Origin of the sequence: Actinoallomurus sp. NBC_01490 (assembly GCF_036227085.1) — a bacterium.
GTDB classification, from domain to species: Bacteria; Actinomycetota; Actinomycetes; order Streptosporangiales; family Streptosporangiaceae; genus Actinoallomurus; species Actinoallomurus oryzae.
This window is the reverse complement of sequence record NZ_CP109433.1, coordinates 11,719,387-11,742,767: the sequence shown is the minus strand read 5'-3', so window position 1 is coordinate 11,742,767 and position 23,381 is coordinate 11,719,387. Positions and strand designations below refer to the sequence as shown.

At 72.4% G+C, this 23,381-nt stretch carries 23 protein-coding genes; 11 read left to right on the top strand and 12 right to left on the bottom strand.

What is annotated here, in order from left to right; all coding sequences use genetic code 11:
* Positions 1-76: 76 nt before the first annotated feature.
* Genes OG417_RS53935 through OG417_RS53915 form a run of 5 tightly spaced genes read left to right on the top strand, consistent with a single transcriptional unit; the run spans position 77 to position 4,139 of the window.
* Positions 77-1,426 carry an ATP-binding protein gene (locus OG417_RS53935; protein WP_329247678.1) on the top strand — a complete coding sequence of 450 codons (1,350 nt, stop codon included), beginning with the start codon at positions 77-79 and terminating at the stop codon, positions 1,424-1,426.
* Complete coding sequence (locus OG417_RS53930; protein WP_329247676.1) at positions 1,423-1,836, top strand: roadblock/LC7 domain-containing protein; 414 nt, start codon at positions 1,423-1,425, stop codon at positions 1,834-1,836. Before OG417_RS53935 ends, OG417_RS53930 begins: the two co-directional genes overlap by 4 nt.
* Positions 1,833-2,186, top strand: coding sequence for a DUF742 domain-containing protein (locus OG417_RS53925; protein WP_329247673.1), 354 nt, complete (start codon positions 1,833-1,835; stop codon positions 2,184-2,186). The genes OG417_RS53930 and OG417_RS53925 overlap by 4 nt, the downstream gene beginning before the upstream one ends.
* Positions 2,164-2,763, top strand: coding sequence for a GTP-binding protein (locus tag OG417_RS53920; RefSeq protein ID WP_329247670.1), 600 nt, complete (start codon positions 2,164-2,166; stop codon positions 2,761-2,763). Before OG417_RS53925 ends, OG417_RS53920 begins: the two co-directional genes overlap by 23 nt.
* On the top strand, positions 2,760-4,139 hold the full coding sequence (locus tag OG417_RS53915; protein ID WP_329247666.1) for a cytochrome P450: 1,380 nt from the start codon (positions 2,760-2,762) through the stop codon (positions 4,137-4,139). Before OG417_RS53920 ends, OG417_RS53915 begins: the two co-directional genes overlap by 4 nt.
* Positions 4,140-4,170: 31 nt before the next feature.
* On the opposite strand, the gene OG417_RS53910 is transcribed toward OG417_RS53915, so the two are convergent.
* From OG417_RS53910 to OG417_RS53895, 4 genes are read right to left on the bottom strand one after another with little or no spacing between them, the layout of a single operon-like run.
* A complete protein-coding gene (locus tag OG417_RS53910; RefSeq protein ID WP_329247663.1) occupies positions 4,171-4,941 on the bottom strand; it encodes a crotonase/enoyl-CoA hydratase family protein in 771 nt (256 codons plus the stop codon).
* Positions 4,938-6,461 (bottom strand): class I adenylate-forming enzyme family protein, encoded by a 1,524-nt coding sequence (locus OG417_RS53905; RefSeq protein ID WP_329247661.1) that lies wholly within the window; start codon positions 6,459-6,461, stop codon positions 4,938-4,940. The genes OG417_RS53910 and OG417_RS53905 overlap by 4 nt, the downstream gene beginning before the upstream one ends.
* A gap of 31 nt (positions 6,462-6,492) precedes the next feature.
* Entirely contained in the window at positions 6,493-7,473 is a 981-nt protein-coding gene (locus OG417_RS53900) for an alpha/beta fold hydrolase (protein ID WP_329247659.1), read from the bottom strand.
* A 51-nt stretch (positions 7,474-7,524) separates the two neighbouring features.
* On the bottom strand, positions 7,525-8,703 hold the full coding sequence (locus OG417_RS53895; RefSeq protein WP_329247656.1) for an RNA-guided endonuclease InsQ/TnpB family protein: 1,179 nt from the start codon (positions 8,701-8,703) through the stop codon (positions 7,525-7,527).
* Between the two features lie 148 nt (positions 8,704-8,851).
* Between OG417_RS53895 and OG417_RS53890 the strand changes: the two genes are divergently transcribed.
* Positions 8,852-9,919 (top strand): hypothetical protein, encoded by a 1,068-nt coding sequence (locus OG417_RS53890; RefSeq protein WP_329247654.1) that lies wholly within the window; start codon positions 8,852-8,854, stop codon positions 9,917-9,919.
* Between the two features lie 245 nt (positions 9,920-10,164).
* Positions 10,165-10,620: a universal stress protein gene (locus tag OG417_RS53885; RefSeq protein ID WP_329247651.1), complete on the top strand. Its 456-nt coding sequence runs from the start codon at positions 10,165-10,167 to the stop codon at positions 10,618-10,620.
* Positions 10,621-10,695: 75 nt separating this feature from the next.
* Here OG417_RS53885 and OG417_RS53880 read toward each other — a convergent pair whose 3' ends face one another.
* The 3 genes from OG417_RS53880 to OG417_RS53870 form a co-directional block, all read right to left on the bottom strand.
* Positions 10,696-12,051 (bottom strand): nitroreductase/quinone reductase family protein, encoded by a 1,356-nt coding sequence (locus tag OG417_RS53880; protein WP_329247648.1) that lies wholly within the window; start codon positions 12,049-12,051, stop codon positions 10,696-10,698.
* 440 nt (positions 12,052-12,491) lie between these two features.
* On the bottom strand, positions 12,492-13,484 hold the full coding sequence (locus OG417_RS53875) for an aldo/keto reductase (protein ID WP_329247645.1): 993 nt from the start codon (positions 13,482-13,484) through the stop codon (positions 12,492-12,494).
* A 21-nt stretch (positions 13,485-13,505) separates the two neighbouring features.
* The gene (locus OG417_RS53870; RefSeq protein ID WP_329247642.1) at positions 13,506-14,366 is read right to left on the bottom strand and encodes an aldo/keto reductase; all 861 of its coding nucleotides are present in this window, start codon (positions 14,364-14,366) and stop codon (positions 13,506-13,508) included.
* Positions 14,367-14,582: 216 nt separating this feature from the next.
* On the opposite strand from OG417_RS53870, the gene OG417_RS53865 reads away from it, so the two are divergent.
* Positions 14,583-15,494, top strand: coding sequence for a LysR family transcriptional regulator (locus tag OG417_RS53865; protein WP_329247639.1), 912 nt, complete (start codon positions 14,583-14,585; stop codon positions 15,492-15,494).
* 95 nt (positions 15,495-15,589) lie between these two features.
* The gene (locus OG417_RS53860; protein ID WP_329247636.1) at positions 15,590-16,318 is read left to right on the top strand and encodes a VOC family protein; all 729 of its coding nucleotides are present in this window, start codon (positions 15,590-15,592) and stop codon (positions 16,316-16,318) included.
* Positions 16,319-16,448: 130 nt separating this feature from the next.
* On the opposite strand, the gene OG417_RS53855 is transcribed toward OG417_RS53860, so the two are convergent.
* On the bottom strand, positions 16,449-17,765 hold the full coding sequence (locus OG417_RS53855) for an MFS transporter (RefSeq protein ID WP_329247632.1): 1,317 nt from the start codon (positions 17,763-17,765) through the stop codon (positions 16,449-16,451).
* 257 nt (positions 17,766-18,022) lie between these two features.
* On the opposite strand from OG417_RS53855, the gene OG417_RS53850 reads away from it, so the two are divergent.
* Positions 18,023-18,778 (top strand): metallophosphoesterase family protein, encoded by a 756-nt coding sequence (locus tag OG417_RS53850; RefSeq protein WP_329247630.1) that lies wholly within the window; start codon positions 18,023-18,025, stop codon positions 18,776-18,778.
* Between the two features lie 53 nt (positions 18,779-18,831).
* On the opposite strand, the gene OG417_RS53845 is transcribed toward OG417_RS53850, so the two are convergent.
* Positions 18,832-20,322 carry a glycosyltransferase family 39 protein gene (locus OG417_RS53845; RefSeq protein ID WP_329247627.1) on the bottom strand — a complete coding sequence of 497 codons (1,491 nt, stop codon included), beginning with the start codon at positions 20,320-20,322 and terminating at the stop codon, positions 18,832-18,834.
* A gap of 157 nt (positions 20,323-20,479) precedes the next feature.
* On the opposite strand from OG417_RS53845, the gene OG417_RS53840 reads away from it, so the two are divergent.
* On the top strand, positions 20,480-21,280 hold the full coding sequence (locus tag OG417_RS53840; protein WP_329247625.1) for a hypothetical protein: 801 nt from the start codon (positions 20,480-20,482) through the stop codon (positions 21,278-21,280).
* 7 nt (positions 21,281-21,287) lie between these two features.
* Here OG417_RS53840 and OG417_RS53835 read toward each other — a convergent pair whose 3' ends face one another.
* From OG417_RS53835 to OG417_RS53825, 3 genes are read right to left on the bottom strand one after another with little or no spacing between them, the layout of a single operon-like run.
* On the bottom strand, positions 21,288-22,580 hold the full coding sequence (locus OG417_RS53835) for an EsaB/YukD family protein (RefSeq protein ID WP_329247622.1): 1,293 nt from the start codon (positions 22,578-22,580) through the stop codon (positions 21,288-21,290).
* Between the two features lie 28 nt (positions 22,581-22,608).
* On the bottom strand, positions 22,609-22,917 hold the full coding sequence (locus OG417_RS53830) for a WXG100 family type VII secretion target (protein WP_329247620.1): 309 nt from the start codon (positions 22,915-22,917) through the stop codon (positions 22,609-22,611).
* A gap of 23 nt (positions 22,918-22,940) precedes the next feature.
* The gene (locus tag OG417_RS53825; protein ID WP_329247617.1) at positions 22,941-23,312 is read right to left on the bottom strand and encodes a WXG100 family type VII secretion target; all 372 of its coding nucleotides are present in this window, start codon (positions 23,310-23,312) and stop codon (positions 22,941-22,943) included.
* Positions 23,313-23,381: the final 69 nt, after the last annotated feature.

Here is a 23,381-nt window from a genome sequence, read left to right as displayed (position 1 = left end):
GACCGGCGGAGCCGTCCCGTACCCGATCCGGCCCGACGACCGTTCCTGTCTTAGTCCCACCGCCCGCGAGGATCTGATGGAGCAACAACTGTTGGTGGCAGCGGTGTGTTGTCTCGCCGTGGTCACCGTCGTCGTCATCGCCATGCTGGTGTGGCAGCGGCGGACCACCAAGCGCCTGCGCAACCGGGTCGGCGCGCTCGAAGGCGGCGCCGAGATCCGGGAGAAGGAGCTGGCGCACATGGTCACCACGCGCCTGCCCGCCCTGGTGCAGACCCTGAACGGCCGGCCGGTCGAGATCCCCGGCCCGCTGAACCCCCGGCTCGGCGAGGTCGCGTACGGGCGGCATCTGGACAAGATCGTGGAGATGTTCTCCGAGTCCGGCGGCCGGGCCAAGGCGCGCGCCGACGAGTCGGCCAAGGCCACGCTGAAGTCGATGATGCGCGGTGTGCAGAGCCTGGCCAACGAACAGCAACTGGCGATCTCCCGGATGCAGGCCCAGCACGACGATCCGGACGTGCTCGAGGGCCTGCTCAAGATCGACCACATGAACGCGCAGCTCGGCCGGCGCGCCCAGGTCAGCGCCGTGCTCTGCGGATCATGGCCCGGCCTGCAGCGGTCCGCCTCCCCGCTCACCGACGTCGTACGCGGGGCGACCTCCCGGATCCGCGACTACCTCCGGGTCCAGGTCCACTCCCAGGTCAGCGACGCCGTCGTCAGCCGCGCGGTGGAACCGGTCGTGCTCGCCCTCGCCGAACTGCTCGACAACGCCGCACGCCACTCGCAGCCGAACACCCCGGTCGAGGTCAACTTCCAGCCGGCGCACAACGGGATGGCGATCGTCATCGACGACGCGGGCGTCGCGATGACCACCGAGGAGCTGAAGCGGGCCGAGCGCCTCCTCGCCGGCCAGGACACGGTGGACATCAACCGGCTCGGAGACCCGCCGCAGGTCGGGTTCGCCGTGATCGGCGTGCTCGCGGCCCGGTACGGCTTCAAGGTCTCGGTGGACACGCGCTCGCCGTACGGTGGCGTACGGGCCGTGGTCTTCCTGCCCACGGCGCTGCTGACCCGGATCGAGGACCGCCCCAAGGCCAAGGCCCCGGGCAAGGCCGAGGTCGCGGCCACCGGACCCGCTCCGGCCCCACAGCACGAGACCACCGTCGCGGAGGAGAAGCCGTCGCTGACCGCGAACGGCCTGCCGCGCCGTCGCCGCGTGGCCGCCGCGTCGGCGGACACGGCCTCGGCTCCGCCCGCCGTGCCGGCGCCTACCGCCGTACCGGAACAGCGGTCGCAGCCGGGTGAGGTACCGCTCGGCGAGCCCGTCCGGCCGGCCCGGCGGACCGCCGCCGGGCTGGGCGCCTGGCAGCGCGGCACCAGGTCCGGCCGCGCCACCGTCCCGCCCGACTCCGAAGGGAAGCCGGAATGAACGACGCCGCGACCAACAAGCTCGGCTGGATGCTCGACGATGCCCTCAAGATGCCGGAGACGCGCCACGCCGTGCTGCTGTCCGCCGACGGGCTGCTGATGGCGCACTCCGAGCGGATCAGCGTGGACGACGCCGAGCGCCACGCCGCCGGCATGGCCGGCCTGCAGTCGCTCGCCCGGAGCGCGGCGGAGTTCTGCAGCAACGCGGAGACGACGTGGCGGCAGACGGTCACCGAGTTCGACGACGGGTACGTCTTCCTCGTCGCCGCGGGCCCGGGCGCGTACCTGGCGGTCTCCGCCACCGAGAACGTCGACATGGAGGCGGTGTCGTTCCGGCTCCAGGAGCTCGTGCAGCGCCTGGGCAAGGAGCTCACCACTCCGCCGAGGGGTGATCTGGGCGGCGTGCGGTGAGTCCGCCGCGGAACGAACGTGCGCTCGTCCGCCCTCACGTCGTCACCGGAGGCCGCGCGCACCCGACCCGCAACATCTTCGACCTGGTCACTCTCGTGATCGTGAACAGTACCCAGGTCACCGGGCTGAGCCCGGAGAAACGCAAGGTGATGGAGCTGTGTCAGGGCGGCGCACTCTCGGTCGCCGAGGTCGCCGCCCATCTCGCGCTGCCCGTCAGCGTTACCAAGGTTCTGCTGTCCGACCTCGTGGACAGCGGGCACATCGTGACCCGCGCGTCCGTCGCCGAGCCCGACGAGCCGTCGGACCGTCTGCTCAGGGAGGTATTGGATGGGCTCCGCGCTCGTCTCTGACCGTTTGTACGTGCGCGAGAGTGTGCGCCACTCCGTGAAGATCCTGATCGTCGGGCACTTCGCGGTCGGCAAGACCACGCTCGTCGGAGCGCTGTCGGAGATCAAACCGCTGCGCACCGAGGAACGCATGACGCAGGTCGGTGAATCCGTCGACGACCTGACCGGTGTGCCGGGCAAGACCACCACGACGGTGGCCATGGACTTCGGCCGCCTCACGCTCAGCGATGACCTCGTGCTGTACCTGTTCGGCGCGCCGGGCCAGGACCGCTTCAAGGCGCTGTGGCACGACCTGGCGCGCGGCGCCCTCGGCGCGCTGGTGCTCGCCGACACCCGCCGCATCGAGGACTCCTTCGACGTGATGACGCTCCTGGAGGAGCGCGGGCTGCCGTACGCCGTGGCGATCAACGAGTTCGACGGCGCGCCGATGTTCCCGGAGGAGGAGCTGCGCGAGGCACTCGACCTGCTGCCGACCACGCCCCTCGTCACCTGCGACGCGCGTGACCCGGTCTCCTCGACCCAGGCGCTGATCTCGCTCGTGGAGTACCTGATCGAGACCAAGAAACGGGAGTCCGCGTGACCGCCGGTCCGTCCGAGGCCGGCGCCCCGCCGCCCGGCTGCCCCGCGCACGAGGGCCGGTACCCGCTGTACGAGCTGGGGGCCGACGCCCCCGCCGTGTACGAGCGCCTGCGCACGCGAGGCCCCGTCGTGCCGGTCGAGCTGTCCCCGGGCGTGCCCGCCTCTCTCGTCACCGGGTACGACGAGGCCCTCCAGGTGCTGCGCGACCCGACGACGTTCCGCAAGGATCCGCGCGGCTGGCAGGAGACGGTCCCGGAGGACTGCCCGGTGCTGCCCCTGATGATGTACCGGCCGAACTGCCGGCTCGCCGACGGCGCGGCCCACAGCCGGCTGCGGCTGGCCGTCACCGACAGCCTGGAACGCGTCGACGTGTTCGCGCTGCGCGGGTACGTGGAGAAGAACGCCGACGTCCTCATCGGCCGGTTCGCGGGCCGGGGCGCCGGCGACCTGGTCGCCGACTACGCCCGGGTGCTGCCGCTGCTGGTCTTCAACGAGATGTTCGGCTGCCCGCCGGACGTCGGCGACCGTCTCGTGCTCGGCATGAGCGGCATCTTCGACACCGTCAACGCCAAGCAGTCGAACGAGATCATGAGGGACGCCGTCCTGGAGCTGGTACGGCTCAAGCGGCGGGAGCCCGCGCAGGACGTCACCACCTGGCTGGCCGAACACCCCGTCCAGCTCACCGACGAGGAGCTGATGCACCAGATCCTCACCCTCCTCGGCGCCGGCACCGAGCCCACCCAGAACCTGATCGTGAACGGCCTGCGGCTGCTGCTGTCGGACGAGCGCTTCGCCGGCGACCTGTCGGGCGGCAACCTCCAGGTCGAGGACGCCCTGGATGAGATCCTGTGGACCGACCCGCCGCTGGCCAACTTCGCGATCACTTATCCGGCCGAGGACGTCGAGTTCCGCGGCGTGACGCTGCCGAAGAACCAGCCGGTCGTCATCAGCCTCGCCGCCGCGAACACCGACCCGGCCCTGGCCGGCGAGCACCGCGGGGGCAACCGCGCCCACCTGTCCTGGAGCGCCGGCCCGCACACCTGCCCGGCCCAGGGCCAGGCCCGCCTCATCGCCTCGGCGGCCATCGAGAAGGTCCTCGACGCCCTGCCGGACATGGAACTCGCCGTGCCGGCGCACATGCTGACGTGGCGGCCGGGCCCGTTCCACCGGGCGCTGCACTCCCTGCCGGTCAACTTCCCGCCGGTGACGGTGACGACGGGAATCGTCTCGACGCCGATTCCGGCGGCGGACGTGACCGCTCCGCAGGAGGGCCTGGCCGCCGTCCTGACCGCCCGCAAGCCGGAATACCGGCCCGAGCCGACGTCACGGCTGGGGCACTGGCGCCGCGCCACCCGGGACTGGTTCCGCCGCCTCTGACCCACGGCCGTACGAGCCGTGGACGCCGGCCTCAGAGGGCGCCGAAGTCGCCGTGGCGGCCGCTGCCTTCCGCGAAGCGGGTGGCGCCCTGGCGGGCCTCGGCCTCCAGGGCGACCTGGCCGTGGCGCCATTCGTTCGCCATCGCGGTCTCGATCGGCAGGCCCGCCTGTTCGTAGGCGGACATGCGGTCGTGGCGCATGCACAGCTGCGGGAAGCGGGCGATCTCCGCCGCCAGTTCCTCGGCGCGTCCCCGTGCCTGGCCGGTGGGGACCACGCGGTTGGCCAGGCCCAGGCGGGACGCCTCCTGCGCGCCGACCGGGCGGCCGGTGAGGATCATGTCCATCGCCGCGCTCAGGCCGATCAGGCGCGGCAGGCGTACGGTACCGCCGTCGATCAGCGGGACGCCCCAGCGGCGGCAGAAGACGCCGAAGACCGCGTCCTCCTCGGCGACGCGCAGGTCGCACCACAGGGCGAGTTCGAGGCCGCCCGCGACCGCGTGCCCGGCCACGGCGGCGATCACCGGTTTGGACAGCCGCAGCCGGGTCGGGCCCATGGGGCCGTGGTCGGACTCCTCCGCCGCGGCCACGTCGAACCGGCCCGCCGAGACCGCCTTCAGGTCCGCTCCCGCACAGAACGTGCCGCCCTCGCCGTACAGCACCGCGACGCTCGCCTCCGGGTCGGCGTCGAAGGCGGTGAACGCCGTGTACAGCTCGGCGGCGTGCTCGGGGTCGACGGCGTTGCGCACCTCGGGCCGGTCGATCACCACCGTGGTGACCGCGCCCGTGCGCTCCACGCGGATCATCGGGCCCCGCCCGTACGCTCGACGCCCGCCCAGAGGGGGTCGCGCAACGCCCGGCGGAGCACCTTGCCGACGCCGCTCTTGGGGATCGACGCGACGAACTCCACGCGTTTGGGCACCTTGTAGCCGGCGAGCCGGTCCCGTACGTGCGCGGTGAGCTCGGCACCGGTCACCGTGACGCCCGGCCGGGGCACCACGAACGCCACCACGGCCTCCACCCAGCGCTCGTCCGGCGCGCCGACGACGGCGCACTCGGCCACGGCCGGGTGGGAGTGCAGAGCGTCCTCGACCTCGCGCGGATAGACGTTGTACGCGCCGCTGACGATCATGTCCGAGGTGCGGTCGACGAGGTACAGGTAGCCGCGGTCGTCGAAGCGCGCCACGTCGCGGGTGCGCAGCCACCCGTCGCCCAGGAAGGTCGCGGCGTTCAGCTCGGGGGCGTTGAGGTAACCGGCCATCGTGAACGGCGCGCGCACCGCGATCTCGCCCGGCTCACCGTCCGCGACGTCCGCGCCGTGCTCGTCGATCAGCCGGATCTCCGCGTCCACCGACGGGTGCCCGCACGAGCCGAGCGGCGCGTCCGGTCCGACGTGGTCGGCGGCGGGCAGCACCGACAGGCACAGCGGTGCCTCGGTCTGCCCGTAGTACTGGCTGAAGATCGGCCCCCAGGCCGCCATCGCCTCCTCGATCACCGGGCGCGGCATCGGCGAGGCACCGTAGATCACCGAGCGCAGGCGGCCGGTCTCGGCGGTGGCGCCGCCGGCGGCCAGCAGCATCTGGAGCATCGTCGGCACGAGGTTGGCGTGCGTGACGCCGTAGCGGGGGATCGCCGCGAGGTACCCCTGCGGGTCGAAGCCGTCGAGTACGGTCGCCTGCGCGCCGCGCAGCCAGAACGGCAGCACGAACGTGCCGCTCGCGTGGATCAGCGGCGCGGCGTGCAGCATCACGTCGTCGGGCGCCGGGCTGATGAGGTTGGCCATGATGTTGACGACGATCGCGGCGTAGCTCGCCTGGGTGTGCTGCGCCGCCTTGAGCGTGCCGGTCGTGCCGGAGGTGTACAGGGCGAGGATCACGTCCTCGGGCCGGGCGGGCAGCCGCGGATCGGCCGCCGACGCCGCGTGGGTCTGCTCCAGCAGGTCGTCCAGACCGAGCGTGCGCAGCCCGTCGAGGCGTTCGCCCAGCTCGCCGGCGCGCTCGGCCAGCGCGGACTCGTGCACCAGCGTGTGTACGCCGGCGTCGGCGAGCATCCGCGCGTGCTCCTCCAGCGACAGCCGGGCGTTCAGCGGCACCCGGCACGCACGCGCCTTGAGGCACGCGAAGTCCAGCGGCACGGTCCAGAGCCCGTTGCCGAGCAGTAGCCCGATGCGTTCGCCCGGTTCGACCCCCATGCCCAGGAACACGTTGGCCATCCGGTTGGCCGCCTCGTCGACCTGGCGGAACGTGAGCGACCGCTCCCCGTACCGGATCGCGACGCGGTCCCCGTGCCGGCGCGCTCCGGCCCGCACCATGTCGACGGTCAGCATCCATCCTCCTCAGCAGTGGGTTCGTCCATACCTATCGGCCGGCGCGGGTGAGGTGGGCGTGCAGCAGCGCGGCGAACTCCTCGGGCCGCTCGGCGTACGGGAAGTGCCCGGTGCCGGTCATGACCCGCTCCTCGTAGTCGCCGTACCGCTCCAGCACCCGGCGGGTCTGGGCGATCATCGGCTGCGCGGGGAAGACCTCCGCGCCGGGCCAGCCGGGGACCATGCCGAGTGCCCCGAGATGCCCGAGATCGGTCATCGCGGTGTCGGAGACGATCGCGTCCCGGTCACCGCGGATCCACAGCACCGGTGCCCGGCAGCCCGACCCGGGGAAGTCCTGCCAGCCGAAGTACTTAGGGGAGATGGCGTTGAGCACGCCGCGCGTGCCCGGCGCGGTACCGGGCCAGTGCGGCGAGGGCGTGGCGTCGCCGGGGTAGTGGTCGTCGCCGATCCGCGAGCCGAGGATGCCCGCCAGCAACTCGTCCTCGTTCCGCACCGCCGACGGATCGGAGAAGTAGAGCGTGCGGACCACGTTGCGCGGCGACAGCGGGTCGGCGTCGGTCCGGTCGCCGGCCCGGATCGCCGCGACGAGACCGGGATTGGCGGTGCCGCCGCCGGACCCGGCGAAGTCGGGTGCGCACGGCGTGCCGTCATCTCGCGTGCCGCCATAGCCGTACGGCGAGACGGGCGCGACCAGGGTGATGGTCCGTACCCGGCCGGGATGCCGGGCGGCCAGGTCCATGACGATGCCGCCGCCCATCGAGTGGCCGACCAGGTGCACCGCGCCGAGACCGAGGTCGTCCAGGAGCGCGACGAGGTCGTCGCGGAAGTCGCCGACGCCACGCGTCGCGTCCACCGGCTCGGGCCGGCCGCCGCCGAACCCGCGCAGGTCGGGTGCGATGCCTCGCAGACCGGCCGGGAGCAGGCCGAGCTGCTCCCGCCAGGCGGATCCGTCGGAGAGGTTGCCGTGCACGAACAGCACGGGCACCTCAGTGCCGCTTTCCCCTACAGCCATCGTCACTCCAGGACCCAGTAGATCGATCTCGACAAATTAGTGCCGTGTCAGTCAACGTTTGCCTCGTTGGGGAGGGGGTTGGCTGATCCTCGCTGGGGCGAGCGACTCCCCACCTTGGGTGGTGGGGCGGGCCACGGCCGGCCAGGGGACCGCGGGTGCGGTGCCGTGATGGGGGGACCGCCTGGGGTCATGCCGGGACGGTCCGGCACCGGGGAGGTGTCGTCCGGCTCGACGGTGCGTGATCACCACCGGAAACATGCTCGTGGTGGTGATGGTGCCGCCCGGGCCGCGCCGGGCGATGTTGGCGCCGCCGACCAGGTCGCGGTGCCCGTTGAACCCGCAACGAACGCAGGTGAAGTTCCGATCCTTGGGTTTGGGAACCCGCCGGTGGCAGGCGGGGCAGGTCGAGGACGTGCCCCGCTCATCCACCAGCACCAGGCCGATCCCGGCCTGTTCGGCCTTATCGGTCAAACACCGGAGCAGGTGCCCGATCCTCCAGGCATGGATCCGTTGGTTGTGCCGCCGCCCGGCTTTGAGAGCGAGGACGCCGCGCGGGTCACCGACCACGAGTGTGCCGATCCGGCGTGCGGTCGCCCACGTGGTGACCTGACGGGCGGCCTCGTGCTGGGCCTGGCGGACCCGCCGCCTATGACGGGCTTCGAGTCTGCGTTGCCGGGCCCGGTGCTTACGCCATCGCCGTGACCCGACTTGGCCCGGTTTGGGTACCAACCGTGCCATCGTGCGTCGCCGGTGTTTGGTGTCCTTGAGGTGCAGGTGGGTTTCGGCGCGGATGGCCCGTCCCGACACCACCAGGCCCTCGCCATCCGGGCCCGCCACCGCAAATGGGTGAATCACCCCCGGATCGACCCCCGCCACCCGCCCGGGGTCCGGTTCCTGGCCCGGTGGGTAAGCGATGACGGGGACTTCGGCGGTGACATCGACGAACAACCGGCTGCCCTCGGCCACCAACGTCACCGACCGTACCTGCCCAGCCTCGTAGGGGACCGGCCGGTCCAACCGCACCCACAACGGCGCACACCCTCGACCGACCGGGAGCCGCGACCGCCGTCCATCGAGGGTGAACGTGCCGTGGTAGTAGCGCACCGGCATCAACCCGCGTTTACGTCGAGGGTACCGCGCCGCCGACTCACCGTCTTTGCGGCGTTTGGCGGTGGCGAACCAGGCGTCGCTGTAGCGCCGCAGCACCGACCGTGCCCCGACCGTGGTCAACAGGGCAAACATTGCCTGCCACAGCACTAGCACGTACGTGGCCGGTCGCCGGGCCGCCGCGGGGTACGGAAGGACGTGGAAGCCGCAGGTGACAGCCCCGGCGCGACATCGCGCGCACCGCACGGGGGATACGCGTCCGGGGGAGCAGATGTCGGAAGCAGGCAGGCCGCTGGGTCTCTGCCGGGCCGTGAGGAGAGCCGCCTGGTCGGCCGTGGCCGCCGGGGCCGTGGTGAGCGGCCTGTACGCGGTCATGGGGCTGATGGGCCATGGCGCCCACCTCCTGCCGCCCGTCGTGTTCGTCGTCCTCGTGCTCGTCGGCCGGCCGCTGGCCGTGCTGGGCGGCCGTACCCTCCTCACCGGCGACGGCATCGTCGCGCGCCGGCCGCCGCTGCGGCGCGTCGTCCCGGCTTCGCGCGTCGGGCTGGTGAAGCTCCGGCGTGGGCTGCTCCTGGAGTGGCCGGTCCTCTGCCTGCGCGACGGCGGCCTGGTGGAGCTGGCGGCGCCGGCCCGCTTCTGGTTCCGCGCCGACCCGGAGTTCGACCGCGACCTGGACGCGCTGCGCGCGCACGTCCGGGCGCACGCGTCCGTCGTGACCCGGCCGCAGCGGGGCGTGCTGCGGCCGGCCACCGGCCCGCTGCTCACCGCGATCGCGGTCGCGCTCGTGCTCATCGATCCACCGTGGGCGAGCGACGCCTGGCCGCTGCGCCGGCATGCCCGGCGCCTTCCCGACGCGTGCCAGATGTTCGACACCCAGGCGCGGGCGCTGCTGCCGGGAGCCACGGTGGACCGGATGCTCAGCCGCGTCGACGACGGCCCGCACGTCGCGCGGCACGCCTGCCAGTGGAACTCCACCCGCCTCGCGGCCGACGGGACGACGCTCGTCGTCATCGGGCGGCTGAGCGTCGTGATCGAACTGGAGCACGGCGTCGGCCCGGTCAGTGACGCCGAGGAGGCCCACCGGGACTTCGTACGGGAGACGCGGATCGACGCCGGCGAGTACGAGACGAGGATTCCGCGGCTGGGCGACGAGGCCGAGCTCATCGACGTGCGTCCCGGTTCGAATCTCACCTGGGTCGTCGTCGCGGTGCACCGGGCCAACATCGAGGAGAAGATCGACCTGATGTACCGGGACCGGACGCGCGAGCGGGAGGCCGCCAGGGCCGCCGAGGGCCTCGCCCGGCTGGGCCTGTCGGAGATCCACTTCAACCGAACGTAGCGCCCGGTCATCCACAGGCTGTGGACAACCGGAGCTGGCGGGCGGGTTGGAAGAGGATGTCCGCGCAGGACAGAGCCATGAGACGGGAGGGCCACTCTCCGGCCAAGTCGCTGACTTCGAGCCGCCTGACCGGCTACTCCTGGTAGTCGGTGCGTTCGCTGGAGTCGCCTGCCTCCCTCGGCTGCGGGTCCGCCGGAAAGGAGGCCGGGAAATGCCGCGTACGCAGCCTGCGGAGCGGTACTGAGATGGATCACGGCGGCGTGGTGCTGGCCGGGGTGGACGGCACCGACTCGGGGCGCGCGGCACTGCAGACCGCCGCGGCCGAGGCGGTGTCGGGCGGCCTCCGGCTCGTGGCCCTGCACGTACGCCGGTCGCCCCGGCCGCTGGAGCTGATGGCGTGGGAGGCCTATCCACTGGCGGAGCAGTGGCGGGACGAGCTCGAACTCGAGGCCTGGCTGCAGTGCGCGCTCCTGCTCGCCGACCTGCCGCTGGAGTGGGAGTACGCGGTCGTCGACGGCGAACCGGCCCCGGCCCTGCGCTCGTACGCCGCCGACCGAGCGGCCTGCGCGGTCTTCGTCGGCTCACGGATCCGTACGGGCTGGGCGGCCCGCCTGCACCGCTGCCCGGCTTTGGAACTGGAGCGCCGTTCACCCTGCCGCGTACGCGTGGTCCGCTTCCCCGACGTGCCCAACACCGTGTGAAAACGACCCGCCGCAGGTGCCCGCCCTCACGAGGTGGTCACCGGCACCTGCCGCGGGTCAGGGCGTGCCGTCGCGCTAGCGGTGGTCGTCGAGCCAGGCGGACAGGCGGTTCAGGAAGACGGCGCCCACCGGGGGCTGCGGGGCCGGCAGGACCGCGACGTGAAACGCGTGCGGCATGCCCTCGTAGACGTCCAGTGTGACCTCGACGCCCGCCTCGGCCGCCGCCTCGGCGTAGCGCCGGGAGTCGTCCAGCAGGATCTCGTCGCCGCCCACCGCCAGGAGCATGCGCGGCAGGCCCGTCAGGTCGCCGTGGATGGGCGACTGCGGCGCCCGGTCGTTCGGTCGCCCGTTCAGGTACTGGCCGACGACGTGCTCGACGACCTCCCGGCTTACGACGTCCCGGCCCGCTGAGGCGTCGATCGACGGGTTCGTCAACGTGAAGTCCGTGATCGGCGAGACCGGTACCACGGCGGCCGGGAGCGGCACGCCCTCCGCCCGCAGCGTGAGCAGCACCTCCAGCGCGAGTGTCGCGCCCGCCGACTCGCCGAACAGGACCGTACGTTCCGCCGGTACGCCCTCGGCCAGCAGTGCGCGGTACGCGGCGACCACCTCGTCGTGCGCGACCGGGAACGCGTGCTCCGGGGCCAGCGAGTAGTCCGCGTTGAACGCCGGACGGCCGGCCGCCTTCGACAGGTGGTAGGCCATGAGGTGCTCGAGCTCGGGGGTGCGCTGCTCGAATCCGCCGCCGTGGAGGTACAGCACGACGCCCGCCTCCTGCGGCGTGCGGCCCGAGGCGTTCGCCCAGCGGCCCGCCACGGGCAGTGCGAACGGCTCGGCGGTCTCGGCGTCCGGTGGCAGCGGCGGCGCGCCCGCGCTGAGGCCGGTCAGCGCGGTGAGCACCGTGTCGAAGGTATCGGGGCCGGTGACGTGGTTGGTCGTCAGGCGATCCTCCCGCCGGAACGCGTCGTTCATCGCCGTCAGGAGGTCACCCTCGGGCCGGTCGGCATGGCTCGTCCGTACCGGGTGCAGCGCGACGACGGGGATGACACGCGCGGTCTTCCGCTGGTACTCGGCCCAGCCCGGGTCGGACTCGACGGCGCGCGCCCAGACCTCCTCGCGCTCGGCTCCCTGGAGCACGACCGCGTCGGCCTCCAGCGTGGACGAGCCGGTCTCGACGGTGACGCGCGGCTCGGCCACCAGATTGTGGTACCAGGCCGGATGCCGGTCCGCGCCGCCCGCCGAAGCGATCACCAGGAACCGGTCGGGGTCGGGGAGGAAACCGACAGGGACGGTGTGAGGACGGCCGGTGCGCGCTCCCGTCGTGGTGAGCAGGATCAGCCGGGCTCCTTCGAACATGCCGCCCACACGCCCGTGGTCGGCGCGGAACTCCTCGATGACCCGCTGGTTGAAATCAACGATGGGGGTGGTCAAAACTCTCCTTTGCTGTTTTGTCGCATGACGGAATGAACGACGAATAAACGGGGTAAATGGCGCGCTCGTCCGACGAACGGCATAGGCCGAAGAAAACAGTGACGGCGCGAGTATCAGGACGCGTTCAGCTCACGGCGTTCCAAAGATGGCGTGCGGGCAAGGGCGCAGGCCAGGAACGACCCGAACGGCGTCGGACGCGGCTAGGCGCGATCCATGCGGTAGGCGGCCACCTGCATCATCCCCTTCGGGCTCTCCCGGTGCTCGCCCACTCGTACGCGGTCTGGCTCGCTGTCCTTGTCAGGGCGCTCTTGCGTACGCCACGCGGCACCGCCGTACATTCAACGCAAAAACCGCGCCGAACGTCAAGCAAGGTTTCGTCGCTACGAACAAGCGCCTGACCTTCCATCGAGTAGGTCAGGCGCTTGGTCACCTCGCGTTCGTCAGGGTGCGGCGGGGCCCTCGCCCGCGCCGGTGTCCTGGATGGCGGCGGCGATTTCGTTCAGGTCGGCCTCGGACAGGTTCAGGCCGGCGGCCGCCAGCCAGCCGTCGACCTGGTCGGGGCGGCGGGCGCCGACGATGGCGCCGGTCACGCCGCTCCAGGCCAGGGTCCAGGCGACCGCCACGGCGGCGGGCTGGACGTGGTGCCGCTTGGCGACCGGCACGAGTGCGTCCGCGAGCGCCAGGTTGGTGTCGAGCTTCGTGGTGAAGTCGGGGCTGTGCCGGCGCCAGTCGTCCTCCGGCAGCCTCTCGACCCGTTCGCGGGAGAACGCGCCGGTCAGCAGGCCCGCCTGCATCGGCGAGTAGACGATCACGCCGGTGGAGTGCGCCTCGCACCAGCCGATCTCGGTGGCGGCCGAGCGGTGGATCGCCGAGAACGGCGGCTGGAGCGAGTCGACGTGCCCGAGCTTCTCGGCGGCCTCCAACTGGCTCAGGTCGTGGTTCGACAGGCCCGCCGCGCGGATCTTTCCCTGTTCCTTGAGGTCGAGGAGCGTCTGCCAGTACTCCTCCAGCGGTGTGCCGTCCTCGGCCGGCCGGTGCATCTGGTACAGGTCGATGCGCTCGACACCCAGGCGGCGCAGTGAGTCTTCCACCTCGCGGCGGATCTCGGCGCCGGTCCGGCGCGCCGGCTTCCGGCGGTCGGCAGGATCCCAGACCAGGCCGCACTTGGTGAAGATGTACGGCCGGTCGGCCTCGGGGATGTCCTTGAGCGCCTGGGCCACGATCTCCTCGGAGTGCCCGAGCCCGTACACCGCGGCGGTGTCGATCCAGTTGACGCCCTGCTCGACCGCGTACCGGATCGCCGAGATCGACTGCGCGTCCTCCTGCGGCCCCCAGGCGTACGCCCAGTCGCCGCCGCCGATCGCCCAGGCCCCGAAGCCGACGCGCGTGATCCGCATGTCGGTGGTGCCGAGCTGCTTTGTCGGAAGTGCCATGGTTCTCCTTGGTGAAGTGGATCAGGCCGCGTCGAGCTCGGCGAACTCCTCGGCGGTGAGTTCGAGGTCGGCGGCCTTGGCCGAGTCGATGATCGTCTCCGGCCGGCTCGAACCGGGGATCGGAATCACGACCGGCGACTTGGCGAGCATCCACGCCAGCGCGATCTGCTGCGGGCTCACCCCGCGCGCCTCCGCGATCCGGCCGAACGCCGCGTGCTTGCCGCCCAGGTCACCGGCCCGGGAGATGCCGCCCAGCGGGCTCCACGGCAGGAACGCGATGCCGAGCACGTCGCACAGGCGCAGCTCGTCCTCGCTGCTGCGGAAGGCGGGGGAGAACTGGTTCTGCACCGACGCGAGGCGTCCGCCGAGGATCTCGTTCGCCTCGCGGATCTGGCCCGGGTTGGCGTTCGAGATGCCGGCCATGCGGATCTTGCCCTCGTCCAGCAGGTCCCGGAGTGCACCGATCGAGTCGGCGTACGGCACGGCCGGGTCCGGCCGGTGGTGCTGGTAGAGCCCGATCGCCTCGACGCCGAGCCGCTTGAGCGAGGCCTCGCAGGCCCGCTTGAGGTACGCGGGAGAGCCGTCGCGCCCCCACGAGCCGTCGCCCGGGCGTGTGTGGCCGCCCTTCGTGGCGACCAGCACGTTGGAGGTGTCTCCGCCGTACGTGGCCAGCGCTCGCGCGATCAGCGACTCGTTGTGCCCGATGTCGTCGGGGCCGATGTGGTAGGCGTCCGCGGTGTCGATGAGTGTCACGCCCGCGTCGAGCGCGGCGTGTATCGCGGCGATCGAACGGCTCTCTTCGGGGCGTCCCTCGATCGACATGGGCATGCCCCCGAGACCGATCGCGCCGACCTGGACGTGACCGATCCTGCGAGTACGCATGTGACAAGACCTCCAAGATGGCGTGCGTCAGGGCTGCAGCCGCCGGCGGGCGCGGGCCCGGCGCACGGGCCGTCGGCCGGTGTCCGGGCCGACGGCGCGGCTCTTCGGGGCCGCGCGGGCACGCTGATCGGCGGCTGTCGTCAACAGCCTCCCTGCACGGCTTCCCCATGTCCAACAGAAAAAACAGATGAGATCAAGCAGTTAAAGTGATGAGTCGTGGAACTGCGCCATCTGGAGCACTTCGTCGCCGTCGCCGAGGAAGAGCACTTCACCCGCGCGGCCGAGCGCCTGCGCCTCGCCCAGTCGGGCCTGTCCGCCTCGATCCGCTCCCTCGAACGCGAGCTCGGCGCCCCGCTGTTCGTCCGCAGCACGCGGCGGGTCGCCCTCACCGAGGCGGGGCGCGCGCTGCTCGCCGAGGCCCGGCGTACGCTCGCCAGCGTCGCGGCCGCCCGCAGCGCGGTCGCCGCCGTCCAGGGCCTGCTGCGCGGCACCGTGTCCATCGGCACCGAGCAGTGCCTGGCCGTCATCGACCTGCCCACGGTGCTGTCCCGGTTCCGCGCCGTGCATCCGGGCGTCGAGGTCCGGCTCCGCCAGGGCGGCTCGTCCGGGCTGCTGGAGGAGGTCCGTACGGGCGGGCTCGACCTGGCGTTCGTCGCGCTGTCCGGCGGTCGTGCGCCGGCCGGGGTCGGGCTGACGCCGCTGACGACCGAGCCGATGATGCTGGTCTGCCACCCCGGCCACCCGCTCGCCGCGTGCGAGGCGGTCGACTGGTCCGCGCTGCCGGACGAGATCTTCGTGGACTTCCACCCCGACTGGGGCGCCCGGCAGGTCACCGACCGCGCGTTCGGCGCCGCGGGCCTCGAACGGCAGGTGGCGGTGGAGGTCAACGACGTGCACAGCCTGCTCGACTTCGTGGCCGCCGACCTGGGAGTGGCCCTGGTGCCGCGGCCGATCGCGTACAAGAAGAACAAGAAGGTCGTCGCGGTGCCGCTGCGCGCGACCGCACCGGAGTGGATGGTCTCGGTCGCGGTCCCGTCCAACGGCCCGGCCAACCCGGCGACCGCCGCGCTGCTGTCCATCGTCCGCGAGTCCGCCTCCGCCGAGGACGCCGTTCCCACGCCGGCGTAGGACGTCCGGCGGAGGCCCTTCTCCCAACCACGGAACGGTCGCGAGTGTCGGAACCGTCGAGGAGGATGGCCGGGTCGACGACGAGGGGAGATCACATGATCGCCAAGCTGAAGACGGTGGCGTTCGACGCACCGGACATCGCCGCGGAGGCCGGCTTCTACGCCGCCCTGGCGGGTTGGACACAGAGCTACGTCGAGGACGACTGGATCACGATGAGGACTCCGGACGGGTGGCGCATCGCGTTCCAGCTCGCGCCGGATCACGTGGCGCCCCGGTGGCCCGACCCGGCGGCGCCGCAGCAGGCCCACCTCGATCTGCGCGTACCCGACATCGACGCCGCCGCCGACAAGGCGGTCTCGCTCGGCGCGACGCCGCTGCGGCGCGACGAGCGCCGGCACACGCTCGCCGACCCGGCCGGCCATCCGTTCGACCTGTGCGCCAAAGAGGACGACCCGAACACGACGGTGATGGGTGTGATGCTCGACTGCCCGGACACGAAGGTGCTGAGCACGTTCTACTCCGAGTTGCTGGGCAAACCGATCACCCATGAGGCGCCGGGCGTCGCGATGATCGGCGAGGACGGCAAGATGCCCGTGCTGTTCCAGCAGATCGAGGACTACCGCAGGCCCCGGTGGCCCGACCCGGCCGCGCCGCAGCAGGTCCACTTCGACCTGCTCGTCGAGCGCGCCGACCTGGAGTCGGCGGAGCAGGCGGCGCTCGCGATCGGCGCGACGAGGCTGCCCGGCGAGGGCGACAACTGGCGTGTGTACGCCGACCCCGTAGGCAAGCCGTTCTGTCTCACCTGGAACGAGATGTCGGAGTAACCATCAAGCGGACCGGGCTCGACCGGTCCCGCTTCCGCGAACGTTCCTCGAAAGCCGGGAACCACGAAGGGCATCCGAGCGCAAGGCCTCTACCGCGTGGTCTCGTTGAGGTCGTCGACGGGTCTCCAGCTCAGGCGGATCCGGCTGGGCCCTCGGTGTCTCCTCGGGCCGGTGCGGGCCTTCCGTCCCCCGACGCCACCGAAGCCAGAGTCGGCTCGTCCGCCGCGGGATCGGAGGACTTCTCCAGGGAGCCCTCCCGGCGGGGCAGCAGCAGGGGCGTGGCCAGCAGGAGCACGCCCGCGATCGCGATCGCGGCGCGGGGACCGGTCAGGCTCGCCAGCAGGCCCCACAGCGCGGTCAGCGCCGCGACGGTCGCGTTCTTCGTGACCGACCAGGCGGACAGCACGCGGGCGACGCGGTCCGTCGCCGTGAGCTCCAGCCGCCGGGTGGCGAGCACCGGGTTGTACACGCTGATGCAGGTGATCAGCCCGAGCTCGACGACCATGACGAGGACCAGCCCGGCGACTCCGGGGCCGATGAAGGCCAGGCCGACCGGCCAGCACGCCGCCAGGGTCCCGGCGACCAGCACGACCTTCCGCCGCCCGTACCGGGCCACGAGCCGCCTGGACAGCCGGGAGCCGATGAGCCCGCCGGCGCAGGGGGCCGCGAAGGCCAGGCCGTACTCCCAGGGAGCGAATCCCAGCCGGCCGAGCATGAGGACGGACAGCAGCGGCTCGGTCGCCAGAATCAGGCCGCCGACCAGGGACGAGTTGAGGAACAGCAGGCGCAGCTCCGGGTGGGACAGGATGTAGCGCCACCCGTCGAGCAGGTCGCCGGCGCGCGGCCGTGACGTCTCGCGCCGCGCGGGCCGCGGCTCGCCGCCGCCGATCGCGCGGATGCCCAGCGCGGACAGCAGGTAGCTGGCCGCGTCGGCCACCACGGTCGTCACCGGGCCGAGCAGCCCGATCGCGGCCCCGCCGAGCGGCGGCCCGATCATGGTCGCGGTCCACGACGTGGACTCGAACCGTCCGTTCGCGACGAGCAGGTCCTCCTGCGGCACGAGAGCCTTCAGGCACGCGCCGCTCGCCGACCGGAACGCGATGTCGGCCGCCGCGACGACGATCGACACGATGAGGAGCTGGACGAAGGTGAGCAGGTCGAGCGCGTACGCGACCGGGACGCTCAGCATCGCCGCGCACCGGACCAGGTCCATCCCGACCATCACCGGCCGCTTGCGGCGGAACTCCACCCAGGGGCCGAGCGGCACCGCCACCGCCGCGCCCACCGCCATCCCCGCGGCGGCCAGCACGGACACCTCCGGCGACCCGGTGTGCAGCACCCGGATCGCGATCAGCGGGAACGCGTTGAACGCCAGCCACGTGCCGACCGTGCTGACCCCGAACGCCGCCCACAACCACCGGAACTCCCGGCCCAGCGACCGCCTCATCCCGATCCTCCCCGTGGCATCGACCGAGGCGATCCAACAGCGCCGGACCTGCCGGCGGCAAACAACCGTGAGGTGTCGGACCACAGCCGCCGGTTGTGCGGCCTGGCCTCTCAGCGCGTCCGGCCGCTCAATGAATCTCGCTGCTCAGGGCGTCTTGCCGATCAGACGCAGATCCTCCGGCGTGTTCAGCCGTCCGTGAATATCGCCGACGCGAATCATCGGAACGGACAGGATGAAGGAGATGCAAGGAGGCTTCAATGCGCGTAGCGGTCCTGGCCGACATCCACGGCAATCTTCCCGCGCTCGAAGCGGTGCTCGCCGAGGTCGAGGCCTGCGGCGCCGACGCGATCGTGCTGAACGGCGACATCGCGGCCGGGCCGATGCCCGCCGAGACGCTGGACCGCCTGGCCGCGCTGGGCGAGCGCGCCGTCTGGGTCCGCGGCAACGGCGAACGCGAGGTCGCCGACGCCTTCGACGGCACGCTCGCCCCCGGGCTGCCCGACGTCGTCCGCCGGACGGCGGAGTACTGCGCGACCCGGCTGGAGCGGCGACACCGGGCCCGGCTCGCGGACCTGCCGCTGTCCGTCACGCTGGAGGTCACCGGGCTCGGAGCCGTACGGTTCTGCCACGCCACCGCGCGTGACGACGCGGAGTTCATCCTGGTCGACTCGCCTCTGGAGCACTACCGCGAGGCGTTCGCGGGCACGGACGAGCCGACCGTCGTGCTCGGCCACACCCACATGCCCTTCGACCGTCTCGCCGACCGTCGCCGGTTCGTCAACCCGGGCAGTGTCGGCATGCCGTACGGTGCGGGTCCCCGGGCGCACTGGGCCCTGCTCGGTCCCGACGTGGTGCTGCGGAGCACGGCCTACGACCTGGAGGCCGCGGCGCGGACGTTCCGCGCCGAGGCGCCGGGCTATCCGGGCCTCGCCGGCTTCATCGCCGAGAACCTGCTGACCGTGCACTCCGACGCCGAGGCCCTGGCGGCCTTCTCCGGCGCGGCCGGGTCCTGAGAGCCGCCCCCTTCGCGACGGCTTGGACCGTACGACTCGCGTCCGGGCGTGGCTCAGTAGTAGTGCCGCAGGCGCGGCCACATCGCCGACCACGGTCCGGTGGTGCCGGAACACACGTCGACGTGCGCGCCCCGCTCCTCGTTGTCGGTGCCGGTGTCCACGCGGCTCCGCGTACGGCAGCCGGTGAAGAACCGGTCGACGTCCTCGTCTCCGTCCTGGTACACCAGCACCACCGGGCCGATCGCGGAGTCCGGCGGCGGTCCCCAGTCGGCGTCGCTCATGTGACCCGAGTACGGCATCGGCAGGCCGTGCCGCGGCCCGTACCGCGCGATCGCCCCGTGCTCGCCGTAGTTCTCCGCGAAGATCACCGCGTGGGCGCGCTCCGCCGGGGGGATCGCGGACCACTGCGCCGCGACGGCCGAGGTCAGCGCCTGCCAGCCGACCTGCTCGCCCTGTTCTGCGTTGATCGCGTTCACCGGCGCGAGCTCGCTCGGCGGCAGCAGCGGCAGAGAGACGAGCCCGGACGTGACGGTCGCGAGGGCTCCGGCGACCACGACGACGGCCGTACGCAGCCGGCCGCGCGTCCACCGCGCCAGCGGCTCGCAGCCGGCCGCGGTCAGCACGAGCAGCAGCGGAAGCGCGTAGTAGGGCTTGCCGCCGGACGCCACGACGACGACGCACAGCAGCGGGTACGCCACGACCACCGCGCGGGCCCAGCGGAGCTCCGGGTCGCGCCACAGGCGCCGGATGCCGGCGATCCAGACCGGGACGAGAAACGGCGACAGGTAGACGATCTGCAGGGGCACGAACAGCGCGCGGTTCTCCGCGCCGTCGTCGGCGCTGATGCCGCCGGCGACGGTGAGCTGCGGCCAGCCGTGCGTGGCCTGCCACCACAGGTTCGGCGCGGCGATGACGGCGGCGATGACCACCGCGGCGACCGGCCACGGGCCGCGCAGCGCGCCGCGCGGCCCGACGGCGAGCACCGCGAGGAGCAGGGCCACGGCGAGCATGACGACCAGGTACTTGTTCAGCGCCGCGAGCCCGACCACGGCACCGAGCACGAGCCACCGGCGTCCGTCGCCGCCGGTACGCAACAGCCCGAGTGCCAGCCACGCGACCACCAGCCAGGCGAGCAGGTCGAACGTCGCCGTCGAGACCATGTGCCCGACCGCGAGGACGAACCCGGACACCGCCGCGGCCAGCGCCGCGAACACCTGTGCCCGCCGGCCGCCGTTCAGCTCCCGTGCGATCAGGGCGGTGACGAGCACGGTGGCGGCACAGGCGAGAGTGGCGGCGACGCGCAGCCCGGCGGGCGTGTCCCCGAACAGCGCGGTGGCGCCCCGGGCGACGAGCGGCGTCAGCGGTGGCTGGTCGACGTATCCCCACGCGGGATGCCGGCCGGCGACGAGGAAGTACAGCTCGTCGCGGTGGAAGCCGTACCGGGGGGACAGCGCGGTCAGCACGGCGGCGAGCCCGACGACCACGCCCGCCACGGGCCAGGCCGCCGAACCGGGTCGCCCCGTGTTCGGCCTTACGGTCGTCATGGCGTGACCCTCCCAACGCGCGGGCGCCGGCGCAAGGCCCGGCGTCGGCCGGATCCGGCGCCCCTGAGACGGGTGCGCGTTCCCGTACGCCGGAACGCACCGCCCCGGACCGTACGGTGCGAGGACAACGCTCATCGCCAGGCATGTGAGGCGCCACGTGACGACGCAGCAGGACCCCTCTCGTGAGACGGTCGACCGCTGGGCCTTCGCCGATACGGTCGAGTCCGGCTCACCGGCGCGCAAACCGGGTGTACGACTCGGCCCGGCGATCGGCGCGGCGGCCGCCGCCGCCCTCGTCGTGGTCGCCGCCACGGTCATCCCGCAGATCAGAAAGGATCCGCTCGGGACGGCACGCGGTACGGTCCCGCAGACCCCCGCGGGCGCACCGGCGGCCCAGGCACCGGCCGGACAGACTCCGGTGGCGCAGGAGTCGCCGGCCCCGCAGCAGACGCCGCAGGGCGGTGGCGGATCCCTCACGTACGCCAACCACGCGATCGTCGGCCCCGGCGGCGCGTGCTGCTCGGCGTCGGGCGGCGCCTGGACCGCCGGGACCGGCGGTTACCCGGCGTACACCGGACCGGTGCGCACCTCCGCCGACCGGAACGCCTGGTACGAGTGGAACCTCGGCCGGCCTGCGGGCGGCGCACGGTGGGATCAGATCAAGATCCGCCTGTGGATCCCCCAGGCCGAGGCGGGCGCGTGGGTGCGGATCACGGTCACCTCGACCGCCGGCAGCGCGTCGAACGTCGCGACCTTCGACGTCGCCGAGCAGGAGTACCAGGGCTGGTACGAACTGCCCGCGACCTTCACCATCGGCACACCGGACCGCCGCACGGGCTCGGCGTGGGTGAAACTGACCTACCTGCGCCCGTACACGGACCAGGCGGCCGCCCAGTCCTGCGCGGACGGCTCGTGCGACCGCATGGCCGCCGCGCAGGCCGAGTTCCTCTGGAGCTGACTCACGCTCAGCCGAACAGGCCGCCGACGGTCCGGCTGAGGGCGTCGAGGAAACCGAGGGAGTAGAGCGTCAGCGGAGCGATGCAGACGTCGAGCAGCGTCCACCACATCGTCGCGCGACGCACGCCCTCCCCGCGCGGCACGAACGTGAGCAAGGTCGTGCCCACTCCGGTGAGGATCAGCAGAAGGGCACCCGCACCCGGAGCCGGGGCCGCCGCCGATGCGCCGAGTAGCGCGCCGGCGAACGTGAGACAGGCGCCGATCGCCGGAGCGATGGCCTCCCGGGCGAAACGGTAGGTCAGCGCGCGAAGCGCGAGCATCCCGCCCGCCACGGCGGCGAGCGCGATCGTGAGCGGGTCACCGGCCGCGGCCAGCACCGCGGAACCGGCGACGACGGCCGCGACGCAGCCCGAGGTCAGCGAGACCAGAAGCGAGCGCGATGCGCGGGCGAACTCGGCGACCTGCTCGGCTTCGGCGCCCACCGACCGCCGGGACAGCCGGTGGCTCAGCAGGCGGGGCAGACCACGCGCCAGGACCGTACCGGCCACGACGACGACGGCCGCGGCCTGTACCGGCCGTAGACCCAGGGCGGCCAGCACGAATCCCAGAGCGCCGAACGAACCGGCGAGTGCCGCGCCGGCGGCCACCGGCGCCAGGATCGACATCGACGCCAGGACCGTCACGACCAGCGCGATCGCCGCACCGCAGCCACCGGCGGCGTCGAGCCGGCCACCGGCCAGCGCCCAACCCGTCACGACGGCCAGCCCCCAGTCGCCGGCCGCCAGCGCGGGACGGCTGAACCGGCGCCGTTCCCCGGCGGGAAGAAGGTAGGCGGCGGCGAGGATCGCGGCCACCGCCGCCAGCAACGCCGGCCCCGCGTCGTGGCGGAGCGACGGCCGCACCGCGACGAACCCGGCCGCGACGAGCAGCAGCACCGTGCCGAGCACGCCGAGCACCGGGTCGATCAGCCGCCGGGACGACCACTCCTGCTCGCCGGCGACCGTGGAGACGACCGGCTCGTCGAGCCGCGACGCGATCGGCGAGGACCAGACGCCGGGGTCGACGAGATGCAGGACCTCCCCGTCCACCACCGCGGCGTCGGCCAGGGTGGCGCTCAGTGAGAACGGCTCCTGACCCACGCGTGACAGTGTCCAGGCCGCGGGCCGGACGTCGTCCTCGGCGGTGCCGCACAACTCGGCGATCGTGGGCGTCAGCTCGGCGATCGGCACGGTGTTCGGCAGCAGGACGTCCACGCGACGGCCCGTCGCGTGGACCGTGACGGCCGACAGGTCTGCGCGCATCTTCCTGGCTCCTTCTCAGCGGGCCGGTTCAGGAGCTCCAGAAGCTCTCGATCGCCTTCTCGCTGGTCGTGTAGTTGGTGTGCGCGGCGCTGAGAGCCTGGTACAGCTGGCCGAGCACCAGGTAGAGGTCATCGGCGGCGTTGTGCCACCGCTGCTGCGCGTGGTCCCAGCTCTCGCCGCCCACGCCGTGCCACTCGCCGCGCAGCCGGCTCAGAAAGCCCCTGAGTTCCTCCTGCTGCTGGATGAGCGTGTTGTGGCAGCTGCGGACATCCTCGGCGGCGGTGTTCATCCACGGGAAGTGAACGGTGATGACACCGTCGTTGGCGGGTGCGTCCATCGTCTCCTCCTCAGGCCGTTGCCTCAGTACTCCAGGCCGGCGGCGGCCTGGGTGATGCCGAGACGGTTGTTCTCTTCCATCTCGTTGTAGGTCTTGTGGCTCTGCGCGAGCCCGTCGCCGATGTTGTAGAGGGCGTTCTTCAGCTCGGTCGCCTTGACGTTCCAGTTGTCCATCGCGTTGTTGTACGCGCTGGCGGACGAGCTCCTCCAGTTGTGGCTCAGCCCGTCGATCGTGGTCATGAGCCGCTGGATCTCGCCGTAGATGAGGTCGGCGACATCGTGCACGTACTGCTGCGCGCTCACCATCGCGCCCAGGTCGGTGTCGAGCCTGCTGCCGCCGCTCCCCGGCGTGCCACCGGTGTACGGCGTGGTCTGTGGTCCGGTCCTGAGTCCCAACGGAGTATCCCTTCTGCGATCCGGTGCGGTGCGGGTCGTCCCGCGGCGAGGCTACGGAGCCGCGCCGCG

Bases quoted from the DNA above. Each gene is read 5' to 3' on its own strand.
- OG417_RS53830 (WP_329247620.1), bottom strand. From the start codon at position 22,917: ATGGACGCACCCGCCAACGACGGTGTCATCACCGTTCACTTCCCGTGG.
- OG417_RS53875 (WP_329247645.1), bottom strand. From the start codon at position 13,484: ATGGCACTTCCGACAAAGCAGCTCGGCACCACCGACATGCGGATCACG.
- OG417_RS53930 (WP_329247676.1), top strand. From the start codon at position 1,423: ATGAACGACGCCGCGACCAACAAGCTCGGCTGGATGCTCGACGATGCC.
- OG417_RS53920 (WP_329247670.1), top strand. From the start codon at position 2,164: ATGGGCTCCGCGCTCGTCTCTGACCGTTTGTACGTGCGCGAGAGTGTG.
- OG417_RS53835 (WP_329247622.1), bottom strand. From the start codon at position 22,580: ATGCGCGCAGACCTGTCGGCCGTCACGGTCCACGCGACGGGCCGTCGC.
- OG417_RS53860 (WP_329247636.1), top strand. From the start codon at position 15,590: ATGATCGCCAAGCTGAAGACGGTGGCGTTCGACGCACCGGACATCGCC.
- OG417_RS53905 (WP_329247661.1), bottom strand. From the start codon at position 6,461: ATGCTGACCGTCGACATGGTGCGGGCCGGAGCGCGCCGGCACGGGGAC.
- OG417_RS53910 (WP_329247663.1), bottom strand. From the start codon at position 4,941: ATGATCCGCGTGGAGCGCACGGGCGCGGTCACCACGGTGGTGATCGAC.
- OG417_RS53890 (WP_329247654.1), top strand. From the start codon at position 8,852: ATGTCGGAAGCAGGCAGGCCGCTGGGTCTCTGCCGGGCCGTGAGGAGA.
- OG417_RS53885 (WP_329247651.1), top strand. From the start codon at position 10,165: ATGGATCACGGCGGCGTGGTGCTGGCCGGGGTGGACGGCACCGACTCG.
- OG417_RS53855 (WP_329247632.1), bottom strand. From the start codon at position 17,765: ATGAGGCGGTCGCTGGGCCGGGAGTTCCGGTGGTTGTGGGCGGCGTTC.
- OG417_RS53900 (WP_329247659.1), bottom strand. From the start codon at position 7,473: ATGGCTGTAGGGGAAAGCGGCACTGAGGTGCCCGTGCTGTTCGTGCAC.
- OG417_RS53870 (WP_329247642.1), bottom strand. From the start codon at position 14,366: ATGCGTACTCGCAGGATCGGTCACGTCCAGGTCGGCGCGATCGGTCTC.
- OG417_RS53845 (WP_329247627.1), bottom strand. From the start codon at position 20,322: ATGACGACCGTAAGGCCGAACACGGGGCGACCCGGTTCGGCGGCCTGG.
- OG417_RS53850 (WP_329247630.1), top strand. From the start codon at position 18,023: ATGCGCGTAGCGGTCCTGGCCGACATCCACGGCAATCTTCCCGCGCTC.
- OG417_RS53935 (WP_329247678.1), top strand. From the start codon at position 77: ATGGAGCAACAACTGTTGGTGGCAGCGGTGTGTTGTCTCGCCGTGGTC.